General features: G+C 42.5%; 16 protein-coding genes. All 16 read right to left on the reverse strand.

Going from position 1 to position 13,211, the window contains the following annotated elements:
* Positions 1-22: 22 nt before the first annotated feature.
* Complete coding sequence (gene atpD, locus MHB79_RS16905; RefSeq protein ID WP_034660283.1) at positions 23-1,444, reverse strand: F0F1 ATP synthase subunit beta; 1,422 nt, start codon at positions 1,442-1,444, stop codon at positions 23-25.
* 24 nt (positions 1,445-1,468) lie between these two features.
* A complete protein-coding gene (locus MHB79_RS16910; RefSeq protein ID WP_003214656.1) occupies positions 1,469-2,335 on the reverse strand; it encodes a F0F1 ATP synthase subunit gamma in 867 nt (288 codons plus the stop codon).
* A gap of 88 nt (positions 2,336-2,423) precedes the next feature.
* On the reverse strand, positions 2,424-3,932 hold the full coding sequence (gene atpA / locus MHB79_RS16915) for a F0F1 ATP synthase subunit alpha (RefSeq protein ID WP_003214775.1): 1,509 nt from the start codon (positions 3,930-3,932) through the stop codon (positions 2,424-2,426).
* Between the two features lie 16 nt (positions 3,933-3,948).
* Positions 3,949-4,494 (reverse strand): F0F1 ATP synthase subunit delta, encoded by a 546-nt coding sequence (locus tag MHB79_RS16920; protein ID WP_012011549.1) that lies wholly within the window; start codon positions 4,492-4,494, stop codon positions 3,949-3,951.
* Positions 4,491-5,012 (reverse strand): F0F1 ATP synthase subunit B, encoded by a 522-nt coding sequence (gene atpF / locus MHB79_RS16925; RefSeq protein WP_003214532.1) that lies wholly within the window; start codon positions 5,010-5,012, stop codon positions 4,491-4,493. Before atpF ends, MHB79_RS16920 begins: the two co-directional genes overlap by 4 nt.
* Positions 5,013-5,132: 120 nt before the next feature.
* Complete coding sequence (gene atpE, locus MHB79_RS16930; protein ID WP_003214968.1) at positions 5,133-5,345, reverse strand: F0F1 ATP synthase subunit C; 213 nt, start codon at positions 5,343-5,345, stop codon at positions 5,133-5,135.
* A gap of 48 nt (positions 5,346-5,393) precedes the next feature.
* The gene (gene atpB / locus MHB79_RS16935; RefSeq protein WP_003215198.1) at positions 5,394-6,128 is read right to left on the reverse strand and encodes a F0F1 ATP synthase subunit A; all 735 of its coding nucleotides are present in this window, start codon (positions 6,126-6,128) and stop codon (positions 5,394-5,396) included.
* 7 nt (positions 6,129-6,135) lie between these two features.
* A complete protein-coding gene (locus MHB79_RS16940) occupies positions 6,136-6,519 on the reverse strand; it encodes an ATP synthase subunit I (RefSeq protein ID WP_003215321.1) in 384 nt (127 codons plus the stop codon).
* Positions 6,520-7,015: 496 nt separating this feature from the next.
* Positions 7,016-7,645, reverse strand: coding sequence for a uracil phosphoribosyltransferase (gene upp / locus MHB79_RS16945; RefSeq protein WP_003214553.1), 630 nt, complete (start codon positions 7,643-7,645; stop codon positions 7,016-7,018).
* A 147-nt stretch (positions 7,646-7,792) separates the two neighbouring features.
* Entirely contained in the window at positions 7,793-9,040 is a 1,248-nt protein-coding gene (glyA, locus tag MHB79_RS16950; protein WP_012011552.1) for a serine hydroxymethyltransferase, read from the reverse strand.
* 177 nt (positions 9,041-9,217) lie between these two features.
* Positions 9,218-9,757, reverse strand: coding sequence for a TIGR01440 family protein (locus tag MHB79_RS16955; protein WP_340990306.1), 540 nt, complete (start codon positions 9,755-9,757; stop codon positions 9,218-9,220).
* A gap of 12 nt (positions 9,758-9,769) precedes the next feature.
* On the reverse strand, positions 9,770-10,219 hold the full coding sequence (gene rpiB, locus MHB79_RS16960) for a ribose 5-phosphate isomerase B (protein ID WP_003214714.1): 450 nt from the start codon (positions 10,217-10,219) through the stop codon (positions 9,770-9,772).
* A 140-nt stretch (positions 10,220-10,359) separates the two neighbouring features.
* Positions 10,360-10,818, reverse strand: a complete 459-nt coding sequence (locus MHB79_RS16965; protein ID WP_050944440.1) for a low molecular weight protein arginine phosphatase — start codon at positions 10,816-10,818, stop codon at positions 10,360-10,362.
* Positions 10,819-10,881: 63 nt separating this feature from the next.
* The gene (locus tag MHB79_RS16970) at positions 10,882-11,436 is read right to left on the reverse strand and encodes a manganese efflux pump MntP (protein WP_050944441.1); all 555 of its coding nucleotides are present in this window, start codon (positions 11,434-11,436) and stop codon (positions 10,882-10,884) included.
* A 60-nt stretch (positions 11,437-11,496) separates the two neighbouring features.
* The gene (locus tag MHB79_RS16975) at positions 11,497-12,549 is read right to left on the reverse strand and encodes an L-threonylcarbamoyladenylate synthase (RefSeq protein ID WP_268459178.1); all 1,053 of its coding nucleotides are present in this window, start codon (positions 12,547-12,549) and stop codon (positions 11,497-11,499) included.
* A gap of 161 nt (positions 12,550-12,710) precedes the next feature.
* Positions 12,711-13,154, reverse strand: a complete 444-nt coding sequence (locus MHB79_RS16980) for a GNAT family N-acetyltransferase (RefSeq protein WP_003215151.1) — start codon at positions 13,152-13,154, stop codon at positions 12,711-12,713.
* Positions 13,155-13,211 lie beyond the last annotated feature (57 nt).

A 13,211-nucleotide genomic window follows, 5' to 3' on the forward strand; every position in this document is an offset into this window, starting at 1 on the left:
TTTTACCCTCCTAAGGACCAGATTAGGCCTCTACACCCATCTCTTTGGCTTTTTCAACCACTTCTTCAATGCGTCCAACTAAGCGGAATGCATCTTCTGGAAGGTGATCGTATTTACCAGATAAGATTTCCTTGAAGCCTTTAACAGTTTCTTTCAATGGCACGTAAGAACCTTTTTGGCCAGTGAACTGCTCTGCTACGTGGAAGTTTTGAGATAGGAAGAATTGAACACGACGCGCTCTGTGTACCACAAGCTTATCGTCCTCTGATAATTCATCCATACCTAAAATGGCAATGATATCTTGTAGTTCTTTATAACGCTGCAATGTTTGCTGCACTTCACGCGCAATGGCATAGTGCTCTTCGCCAACGATCTCAGGTGCAAGTGCACGAGATGTTGAAGCAAGAGGATCAACCGCTGGGTAAATACCCATTTCAGTCAGCTTACGCTCAAGGTTTGTCGTTGCATCAAGGTGAGCGAACGTTGTTGCTGGAGCTGGATCCGTGTAGTCATCCGCAGGTACATAGATCGCTTGAATCGATGTAACCGATCCTACGTTTGTAGACGTGATACGCTCTTGCAGCTGACCCATTTCTGTTGCAAGTGTCGGCTGATAACCTACCGCTGAAGGCATACGTCCAAGAAGGGCTGATACTTCAGAACCTGCTTGTGTAAAGCGATAGATGTTATCGATGAAGAACAATACGTCTTGACCTAGTTCATCACGGAAATGCTCTGCCATTGTCAAACCAGTTAGGGCAACACGCATACGTGCACCTGGTGGCTCGTTCATTTGACCGAAGACCATGGCTGTTTTTTCGATAACGCCAGAATCTTTCATTTCGTAGTAAAGGTCGTTTCCTTCACGTGTACGCTCTCCAACACCAGCGAATACAGAAATACCGCCGTGTTCTTGTGCGATGTTGTTGATCAATTCTTGAATCAGAACGGTTTTACCTACACCGGCTCCACCGAATAGACCGATCTTTCCGCCCTTGATGTAAGGAGCAAGAAGGTCAACAACTTTAATACCCGTTTCAAGAATTTCAACTTCTGTAGAAAGTTGATCAAAAGAAGGCGCTTGTCTGTGGATTGGATCTCTTTGAGCTTCCACACCAAGTGGCTCATCTAAGTCAATATTATCTCCCAGTACGTTGAATACGCGTCCAAGTGTTACGTTACCAACTGGTACTGAAATTGGTTTTCCAAGGTCTACAGCTTCCATACCGCGCTTCACACCATCTGTTGATGCCATTGCGATGGTTCTGACTGTATTATCACCTAAATGTAGTGCTACTTCTAAAGTTAAGTCGATCGTAACTTCACTTTCACTTTCCGCTTTATGCGAAACTCTGATCGCATTATAAATCTCAGGCAAGTGACCGTCTTCAAAATGAACGTCTACGACTGGTCCCATGATCTGACTGATGCGTCCTGTTTTCATTGCATTCCCTCCTGACAATTATTTCTATTCTAAGGCAGCTGCTCCGCCGACAATTTCTGTAATCTCTTGTGTAATCGCTGCTTGACGAGCACGGTTGTAAGAGAGTGTCAGGCCGTCGATCAATTCCTTTGCGTTGTCTGTTGCACTCTTCATTGCTGTCATCCTTGCAGCATGTTCACTTGCTTTGCTGTCAAGAAGCGCACCGAAAATCAAACTCTCTGCATATTGAGGAAGGAGAACTTCAAGAATTTCTTCTTCAGAAGGCTCAAACTCATAAGATGCGGAACGTTTATTGGGTGTCGCTGCGGCCGAAATGTCCGTTAGCGGCAATAATTTCTTCTCTGTTACTTCTTGTGAAATGGCACTGACAAAGTGGTTGTAGAACATGTAAAGTTCGTCAAACGCTTCATCAGAGAACATTTGAACTGTACTGCTTGCTAATTCTTTAATATCAGCAAACGCTACTTCGTCTCCAAGCCCTGTGACTTCAGAAATAACTGGAATACCGCGCTTTTTGAAGAAGTCGCGTCCGATTTTACCAATCACAATCACCGCATATTCATCAGCAGATTGATGACGAGATTGAATGGTTTGGTAAGCGGCACGCAAAATCGAGCTGTTAAAAGGTCCTGCAAGTCCTCGATCAGATGTAATGACGAGATACCCTGTTTTCTTGACAGGTCTTGAAAGAAGCATTGGGTGCTTAGCACTTGTTCCAGTTGCGATTGCAGCAACGACTTCCTGGATTTTTTCCATGTAAGGAACAAAAGACTTCGCATTGTTTTCAGCACGATTCAGTTTCGCAGCTGATACCATTTGCATCGCTTTTGTGATCTGACTCGATTTTTTCGTTGACGTGATCCTTGACTTTATATCGCGTAATGAGGCCAAAGATTTCACCACCTTTTTTCAGGAATCCGTGTTCATTTACGTGAAAAGAGAGAAAAAGAGAATCTTTTTCTCTCGGAAAGATTACTAATTAGTTGCTTGGTGCAAACGTACGTTTAAAGCCTTCGATTGCTGTATTCCACTCTTCATCAGCAGGCATGTTTCCTGTTTGAGAGATCGTGTCAAACAAGCCTTTATGGTTTTCTTCAATGTACATGAATAACTCAGCTTCGAAACGTTTGACATCAGCAATCGCGACATCGTCTAAATATCCTCTTGTAAGTGCATAAAGAATCGCTACTTGTTTTTCAACTTTAAGCGGTTTGTTCAAGTCTTGTTTTAAGACTTCAACTGTTCTAGCACCACGGTTTAATTTTGCTTGAGTCGCTTGGTCTAGATCAGATCCAAATTGAGCGAATGCTTCAAGCTCACGATAAGAAGCAAGATCCAGACGAAGTGTACCTGCTACCTTTTTCATCGCTTTGATTTGTGCAGAACCACCTACACGGGATACAGACAATCCTGCGTTTACTGCTGGACGTACGCCTGAGAAGAAGAGGTCAGATTGTAAGAAAATCTGTCCATCTGTGATTGAAATAACGTTTGTTGGGATATATGCAGAGATATCGCCAGCTTGCGTTTCTACGAAAGGCAATGCTGTGATAGAACCGCCACCCTTTTCGTCACTAAGCTTCGCTGCACGCTCTAATAAACGAGAGTGAAGATAGAAAACATCACCAGGGAATGCCTCACGACCTGGAGGACGACGAAGCAATAATGAAAGCTCACGGTAAGCTGCCGCTTGTTTAGAAAGGTCATCATATACAACAAGTACGTGCTTGCCGTTATACATGAATTCCTCACCCATCGTTACACCTGCATAAGGAGCAAGGTAAAGAAGTGGGGCTGGCTGTGATGCAGAAGCTGTGACTACAATTGTGTAATCAAGCGCACCATGCTTACGAAGTGTTTCAACAACACCACGAACCGTTGATTCCTTTTGTCCGATTGCTACATAAATACAGATCATGTCTTGATCTTTTTGGTTTAGGATCGTATCAATTGCAACAGATGTTTTACCTGTTTGACGGTCACCAATGATCAATTCACGCTGTCCGCGTCCGATTGGAATCAAGGCATCAATTGCTTTAATCCCTGTTTGAAGCGGCTCATGAACAGATTTACGATCCATAACGCCTGGTGCTTCACTTTCGATTGGACGAGTTTTGCTTGTTAAAATTGGACCTAGTCCATCAACAGGCTGACCAAGTGGGTTCACAATACGTCCGATTAACTCTTCACCAACTGGAACCTCCATGATACGACCTGTACGTTTTACATCGTCACCTTCGCGGATATCTTTGTAAGGTCCTAAAATAACGATACCTACGTTAGACTCCTCAAGGTTTTGAGCCATACCCATTACACCGTTAGAGAACTCAACCAGCTCTCCTGCCATAATGTTGTCAAGGCCATGTACACGCGCGATACCGTCCCCTACTTGGATGACTGTACCGACATCTTTTACTTCAATTTCAGATTGATAGTTTTGGATTTGCTGCTTTATCAGCGCGCTAATCTCTTCAGCTTTGATACTCACTAAGGTTTCACCCCTTCTAACGATTTTCGCCTGCAAGCTGACGTTCAATGCGGGAAAGCTTTCCGCTGACACTGCCGTCATAAATGCGGTTTCCGATACGGATTTTCACTCCGCCTATTAGATCCTTGTCAATCACATTTTCAACACGCAGTGATGTGACTCCGGCTTTTTTGGCAAATACTTCAGATAAAGATTGAATTTCAGCACCGCTCAGCGGTTTCACTGAATACACGATCGCATCGTCTATTTGTTTCGTGCGGTTTGCCAGTTTCACAAACTCAGACGTCATTTCAGAGAAAATATTTGTGCGTCCGCGGTCAATCAATAAATACATTGTGTGCAATACATGTGTCGAAACACCTTTGAAAGCTTCTGCAATCAAATGTTTCTTTTTGTCTGCCGTAATCTTTGGATGAACAAGAAAGTCATTCAATTCTTGGTCAGCCTTTAGAACTTTTTTGATCTCATTCAGCTCTTTTTCAGTTTCGTCTACTGCCGAAGAAGCAAGAACGATGTCAAAAAGAGCAGAAGCGTAACGCTTAGAGACAATAGTCACGCTCATCGGCTTTCGCCTGCCTCTTTAAGATACTCTTGAATCAATTTCTCTTGTGCTTGCTCATCAAGTTCTCTTTCAATCACTTTAGATGCAATAAGTACAGATAGTGATGCAACCTGCTCGCGCAGTGCAGCCACAGCTTGTTCTTTTTCTTTCACGATTTCAGTTCTAGCAGACTCTTTCAAGCGCTCTGACTCTTGACGTGCTGCTTGAATGATCTCTTCTTTTTGTTTCTCACCAATCTTTTTCGCATTTTCGATGAGTGTATGTGATTCTTCGCGTGCTTCTTTCAATAAGACACGTTGTTCTTCAAGAAGCTTTTCAGCTTGAACGTGCTTTTGTTCAGCACTTGAAATTTCATTTCCTATATAATCTTCACGCTGTTTCATAATCCCTAATAAAGGCTTAAGCGCAAATTTCTTTAAAAGTGCAAGCAAGATGAGCATAGCGATCAGCTGGAATATCATATCCCCGGCGTTGAAACTTAAGCCACCTGCTCCTAAAACCACTGGTAACTGAGACATTTAGTACGGCAACTCCCTTCTTTAAATAATATGTTAAGAAACAAAACATAAAGGAATGGCGAAGTTTCGAACTAATCTGATCTTCGCCATTAAAATTCATATTAGAACGCTTCTCACATATTAACCAAAGAATGCCAAGAATGCGATAACGACAGCGATAATTGGAAGTGCCTCAACTAAAGCTACCCCGATGAACATAAGAGTTCTTAGTTCTCTACCAGCTTCTGGCTGACGAGCGATTCCTTCAACTGTTTTAGATACGATTAGACCGTTACCAATACCTGCTCCTAGTGCTCCCAAACCGATTGCAATTGCTGCTGCTATTAAATTCATTAAAAAGCTCCTCCTTTAAAATAACGTCCTTTTTGGACTCTCAATTTTTTAGTGTTCGTCGCTGACTTTATGAGAAATGTACACCATTGTCAGCATGGTGAAGATAAATGCTTGGATTGTTCCGACAAACAAACTGAATGCCTGCCATACAATCATCGGCACGATGGCACCTAATGTACCAACGATACCAAGCGCAATGTTTTGCGTGTAGAAATTGGTCGCAAGTCCTGCAAGCAAACCAAGAAGAATCTCTCCAGCAAAAATGTTTCCATAAAGACGCAAACCAAGTGTTAGCGTGTTTGCAAATTCTTCAATAAGTTTCAATGGTACTAAAAGCGGAATTGGTCTAAAGTAGTCTTTCGTATATTCCTTGACTCCTTTTGCCTTGACACCGTAGTAATGTGTCAATCCCATGACCATAATCGCTAGTGTCATTGTAATTGCAGGGTCTGCTGTTGGTGATTTCCACCACAAGTTGTGATCGACCGTAATCGAAAATGGCAGTCCAAGCATGTTTGAAACAAATATGTACATGAGTAATGTAACGCCAAGCGCTAGAAATGGGGCTCCTGTTTTCATGTCCATCGAACTACCTATGATATTTCGAACAAAATCAACAATCCATTCCATGAAGTTCTGCGCCTTTGTCGGACGAATAGACAGAACACGAGTAGTCAGCACCGCTATGAGAAGAACGATGATACTAGCAATCGTAATCATGAGAACATTGGATAAGTTGAACGTTAACCCTAAAAATTCTGTCGTTTTTGAACTGTGACCCAAAGAGTATTCACCTCTCTTCCATAGTAGAACGTTTAAGTTGAATGAAGGAATCTATCATAATGACAGGATATATTGTCATTAATCCTATAACAACACCTGCCAGATGAACTTCATTAGGGTAACGCCAAGCAATCGCTACTGCGAGAATTGCGTTGGCCCACCTGGCTGTACTTCCCATTGAACGAATGGATTTTCCTTTTTTAACCGCTCGATCAAAAGCGTGCATTCTCCGTATAAGTAGGAATAAATTAAAGAAAGCAAAAATTGTGCCGATAATCAAACCAAGAAACAGTGGTTTAAAACCAGGCATGGCATAGCCAAACACAAAAATTGCCAATAGATAGAACATGTATTTACTCTGTCTGCGGAAAATCGCGTTTGGATCGTTCATTCATCTGACTCCCGATGAAAAATATTGTAAAAAAGGTAATAAATGGTGATGAAAACTGCGTAGAAGACGCTTATGATAAGCAGTCCTGTTCGAAAAAAATCAATCACCCATCGGTCTAATTGCACAATCAGACTTGAAATCTAAAGATCTATGGGATGTTGCTTCATTCGCTGATACAAACCCTGATAATTAAAGGGTTCACAATGAGGATTAGTAGAGTGCTATAGGCTATGAAAACCTTACCATAATACCCTCGTTTAGCATACAATAGCGTCTATGATGTGTCAATCCGTTGAAAGTTAAAAAACTTTTCTATAATGATAGAGCACACAAAATGTTCACAATTTCATCAAACTTTAGGAGACACGTGACATTCATTGAAAAAAACAGCTAATGTTCAGTATACATTGATTTTTCTAAGAACGATATCAACCGTTTGTCATATATTTCAAAAAGCCCACATGCACGTTTGCATGTGGGCTTTTATTAAAACATGTTATTTCGTTCCATACATACGGTCACCAGCGTCACCAAGACCTGGGATAATGTAGCCTTTTTCGTTCAATTTCTCATCTAATGCTGCAATGTAGATATCAACGTCAGGATGGTGCTTTTGCATTTCTTCTACACCTTCAGGAGCAGCAATCAGACACATGAAGCGAATGTTTTTCGCTCCGCGTTTTTTCAAGCTGTTCAATGCTTCGACTGCTGAACCGCCAGTTGCAAGCATTGGATCTACTACGATAAATTCACGCTCTTCCACATCAGATGGAAGCTTCACATAATATTCAACAGGCTTTAATGTTTTCGGATCACGGTATAAACCGACATGTCCCACTTTAGCAGCTGGAATGAGTTTCAAAATCCCGTCCACCATACCAAGACCTGCTCTTAAAATTGGCACAACACCGAGTTTCTTCCCTGAGATCACGTTTGATTTCGCTACTTGTACAGGTGTTTCTACATCTACCTCTTCAAGCGGTAAGTCTCTTGTGATTTCAAATGCCATTAATGTTGCGACTTCATCCACTAGCTCTCTAAATTCTTTTGTTCCTGTATGAACGTCACGAATATATGTAAGTTTGTGTTGAATAAGCGGGTGATCAAATACATAAACCTTTGCCATTGCTTGCTACAACTCCTTTTCTGTCATCTTCCGGTGAACTTTGCACACTTCCTACAATTCTACATAAAAAGACATCATCTTTCAATATGATTCGCAAATCCTACAAAAAAAACCCACATGCCAAAAATAGGCAAATGGGTCTGCTTTTTAATAATCTAATTCGTTATATAAAGGGAAGCGGGCAGTCAGATCAGATACACGCTTTTTCGCTTCTTCTAATTTCGCTTCATCTTCATGATGTTTTAGAGCAAGCGCAATAATGGAACCGACTTCTTTCATTGCCTCTTGATCGAAACCGCGGCTTGTCACTGCTGCTGTGCCAACACGTACACCACTTGTGACAAAAGGTTTTTCTGGATCATAAGGAATCGCATTTTTGTTCACTGTAATACCGATTTCATCAAGAACATTTTCTGCAATTTTTCCTGTGATACCAAGAGAACGCAAGTCGATGAGAACAAGATGGTTATCCGTTCCACCGGATACAAGCTGAATATCTTCAGATAAAAGGGTTTCAGCTAGCTGCTTTGCATTGTCAATGACGTTTTGTGCATATGTTTTGAAATCTCCGTTCAATACTTCACCGAAAGAAACAGCTTTTGCAGAGATGACATGCATCAGTGGTCCACCTTGAATACCAGGGAAGATCGATTTGTCGATCTTTTTACCAAACTCTTCACGGCATAGAATCATTCCGCCGCGAGGTCCACGCAATGTTTTGTGAGTCGTCGTTGTCACAAAATCTGCATAAGGAACTGGATTTGGATGAAGACCTACTGCAACAAGACCTGCAATGTGAGCCATGTCGACCATAAAGTAAGCACCGACTTCATCCGCAATCTCACGGAACTTTTTGAAATCAATTTGACGTGGGTATGCACTTGCACCCGCAACAATTAGCTTTGGCTTATGTTCACGTGCTTTTTCGAGTACATCTTGATAGTCGATATGCTGCGTTTCTTTATCAACACCATATTCTACAAAGTTGTACTGTACACCACTAAAGTTAACAGGGCTTCCGTGCGTTAAATGCCCGCCATGTGATAAGTTCATACCTAGCACTGTATCGCCATGCTCAAGAATGGTAAAGTATACGGCCATGTTCGCTTGAGCACCTGAGTGAGGCTGTACGTTCACATACTCAGCGCCAAAAATTTCTTTTGCGCGGTCACGTGCGATATCTTCTACAACGTCTACATGTTCACAACCGCCATAGTAGCGTTTACCAGGGTAACCCTCTGCATATTTGTTTGTTAATACAGAGCCCTGCGCTTCCATGACTGCTTCGCTTACAAAGTTTTCTGATGCAATTAATTCAATTTTGTCTTGCTGGCGTTTCCGCTCTAGTTGAATTGCCTTGAATACTTGTGCGTCTTGCTCAGGTAAATGTTTCATCAGCGAAATCCTCTCCAATCTATTTCCATTCGATGTTTTCACCATCTCATTGTACACGGTTTTTGAGTGAAATGTAAAAGTTTTTTTGGAAAATTGACTTCTTTTTTTGCGAAAAACCGAATATTCAAGTGGTGAAGCGCCTTCATCATTCAACATTATATTAGAAATATATCTTAGCTAAGATTTTGTATAAACCGCTCGTTCTCCGCCAATCAGCTTCGGACGCGTTTTCGCAAACGTCACATGTGCATGTCCTAATTGATGACGACTAAGGCGAACAGGTACAACGACTCTCTTTAGATGCATCCCAATGAATGTATCACCGATATCGATCCCAGCATGCGCCTCGATGGATTCAACTAACACAGGATGTTCCATGTGCTGATACGCATGAGCCGCCATCGAACCACCCGCCTTTCGGACAGGTACTGCCGCCACAATCTCTAGATTAAGCCGGAAAGCCACTTCTTCCTCCACAACAAGAGCACGATTCAAATGCTCACAGCACTGGAAAGCGACCTCAATGCCGGTCTCTCGTCTTAGCTGATCCAATTCTTGATAAATGGACGCAGCTATTTGCTCACTTCCTGCTGTCCCAATATGCTCACCAGCCACTTCTGATGTACTGCAGCCGATCACTAAGATTTGCCCAGCACGCAGTTCGACCATTTGATGAAACTCTTTTAACATTTCAAGCCAATCTTGACCAATGTTCATGTTAAGCGCTCCTTATAGGTGCTTTTCTTCGTAATCAGCGATCTTACCAATCCGTACAGCATGTCGTCCTGCCGTAAATTCTGTTGTCAGCCAAATGTGTGCAATCTCACGTGCTAATCCAGGTCCAATGACTCGTTCTCCCATTGCAAGGACGTTTGTATCATTATGTTCTCTAGTCGCTTTCGCACTAAATGTATCATGTGCCAGCGCGCAGCGAATTCCTTTTACTTTGTTTGCTGAGATACTCATACCGATGCCTGTCCCGCAAATTAAAATGCCGCGGTCCACTTCTCCGTTTGCCACCATGTTAGCTACAGGAAAAGCATAATCTGGGTAGTCTACAGAACCTGATCCACATTCACAACCCATATCAATGTATTCAATCTTCAATTCATCCATCAGTTGTTTGATTTCTTCACGAATATTCGTTCCGCCGTGATCGGATGCAATAGCTACTTTCATCGGGCAATTCCTCCTAAGGGTGAGTTGATCTGTTATGTCTTACATTTATTCTTTATTTACAGTTATATTTTAACCTCTGCTTAGTCATTTGCAAACAAAAGCAGAAAAACCGTTGATGCAACGGTTTTACAGGTTGTCCATTATGAGGATGTCTGATCCTTTTTCAATTTCTCAGCCAGCTGCTGGAGCAATGCTTCAAGTTCATCACGTGTTTCCTGATAAACAGACAGGCTTCCTCCAAATGGATCGGATACATCGCCTTCTGTCCCTGTCGCGAATTCCTTTAGAGTGAAAATCTTGTCTTTTGCATGTGCATATTGCTCCACAATCAACTGTTTATGCTGCATGGTCATGGTGAAGACGTAATCAGCTTCTCGCAGAAGATCCTCTGTCAGTTTTGCTGAAGAGTGATTCAGTGGAATGCTTTTCTCAAATAGCGCTTCGACCGCTTGAGGAGAAGCCTTCCCAGCATCTGAGGCAAAAATGCCCGCTGATTTAACAGTGACCTCTAAACCTTTCTCTTGTGCAATTGAAGCAAAAAGGGCTTGAGCCATCGGACTTCTGCATGTATTTCCCGTACAAACAAATAAGATTTTCATCTTTCGCCCTCCTTTTCTTCTATTATATAGCATTTCATTCTACATGTTATGTAAGGAGACTGACTAGAGCGGAAATAATAATTTGATACCAAAGGCTAGTAAAATGATTCCGCCAAGCGCTCCGCTATATGATCCCACCCATGAACGGACCTGTTTACCGAGTAATAATCCAAGCCATGTGAGAATCATACTAAAAAAACCAAACAATAAAATGGTCATCCATACGCGAGAACCGTAAATTCCGAGGCTTAAACCAACGGAAAAACTATCTAAGCTGACACTTGTTGCAAAAAGAACAAGACCAGCGCCAACAGGTGCGATAAATGGTTTATCTTCTTTCCGAATAGACGCAATGATCATTTGCAGCCCGAGCACCAAAAGCAGCGCCCCGCCGATATAGGTGGCAAGGAGACCGAGCCAGCCTGATAGGAGCTGACCTGTTAGCATACCAAAAAGCGGCATAAACATATGAAATATTCCAATGACAAGTCCAATATAAATGATCTGGCGGAACCTCAGCTGAATCATTCCCATGCCAAGTCCAACCGAAAAGGCATCCATCCCCAGTGCAAAAGCCATGATGCTGAGCGTCAGCAATTCGCCAGCTAGTTCGTACATGTAAATCCCCCTTGGACACGCATTCTCCTTTAACCTATGTTTGTCCAAGAAGGGTTAGAACTATTTGAATGAAGAGAGAGTGCGCCCTCCTGCCGCTTTTTGCAGACGGTTCATAATTGCTGAACCAACCCCCTGTTCTGAAAAGGATTCTGAAATAATGACATCTACATCTGTCTCATCAAATTGTCTTAGTACACAATATAAGTTTGCCGCTATCGTTTCAGGTTTTTCTCTCCACCCACAGCTGAAAACAACATCTGCCGCAAACAACGATTTCTTTTCTTCTGTTGTCAGCACGCCAACTTTGAAACCTTCCGCCTGGTATGTTTGAATGTGACGCTGCATCTCTTCATCACTTCCAAAAAAGAGATACATCTTAGCTTCAGGGGCGTAGTGTGTGTATTTCATCCCTGGCGATACAGGCGCTTCGTCCTTTTTTGTCAGCCCTGGGTCAATACTAACCGTTCCTACTACCTCTTCTAAAGCTTCTTTTGTAATCCCGCCCGGCCTTAGGATGACTGGAATCTCGTCGACACAGGATACAACCGTTGACTCAACGCCAATACCAGTTGAACCACCATCGACAATTCCAGCGATTCTTCCATCGAGATCACTCGCTACATGGTCAGCTTGTGTTGGTGATGGTTTGCCTGAACGGTTGGCACTTGGTGCGGCAATCGGCAGGCCAGCCGTTCGGATGAGCTCAAGCGCAATCGGATGGTCAGGCATTCTCACACCGACCGTGGATAAACCTGCCGTGACCTGCTTTGATAAAGTGCCCGGCTTACACGGAAGAACAATGGTTAATGCACCCGGCCAAAAGGCATCCATCAACGCCTTTGCTTTTTCGCTTTCTATTTGCGCAAATTCATGAAGCTGCTCAATTTCCGCAATGTGGACAATCAATGGATTATCACTTGGACGCCCTTTCGCTTCATATATTTTCATGACAGCTTCTGTCTCTTTCGCATTAGCCCCTAGTCCATACACCGTCTCTGTCGGAAAAGCGACCACTTCGTTTTGCTGCAATAACAACGCTGCCTGTTCAATTTGTGGATAGTATGTGGATAAATTCTTTTCTAAATCCACAGACCACCTTCTTGTATTTAACATCATACAAACTCCTTTTAAAAAAGATAAAACTGTTGATATATCTCAATTATCCTTTTGAAAGTATAAAAGATGATGACCAATAAAACAAGCGTTGTCCACAATTTGTGGATAACGCTTGTTTAACGGTGGATAAGTATGTGTATAAGTTCAATATATTGTGATTAACTGGCTTTTTTTTGAAGAACCACTGCCTGTTCTTTCGCTAAGATCTCTTTTGCATGTGCAGATACCCACATGCTTTCTGGAATATCCTCTAAAGCCGTGAAGCCCATCAATGCCAAAAAGTCATGTGAGGAGGAATGGTTGGCGACGACATAAAACGTATCCACACCTATTTTCCCTCCGAGCGTTTGAACACTTTGGAACAAAGATACGATGTGTCCCTGACCTAGTTTATCTGATATGACAAGAGACCGCAGCAGGCCCTCTTGTTCACTAAGCTGTTCAAGACCTAAACACCCTGCCAGCTGACCTTCTGCATCTTCCATGACAACAAATGTCGTACGCTCTGCAAGCGTGACGCCGCCTTTCGCTTGTCCTTTTTCAAGAAAAGCATTGATCGCTGGGGCATCTTCTTCTGTGGCTATTCTTAATTGATAAAACATGCTTTCACCTCTTTTTGATCTCTTACTTCAACTCTATGAGGCAAAAACAGATTTATA

It is taken from the genome of Bacillus sp. FSL M7-0558, from assembly GCF_038003245.1.
GTDB lineage: Bacteria > Bacillota > Bacilli > Bacillales > Bacillaceae > Bacillus > Bacillus pumilus.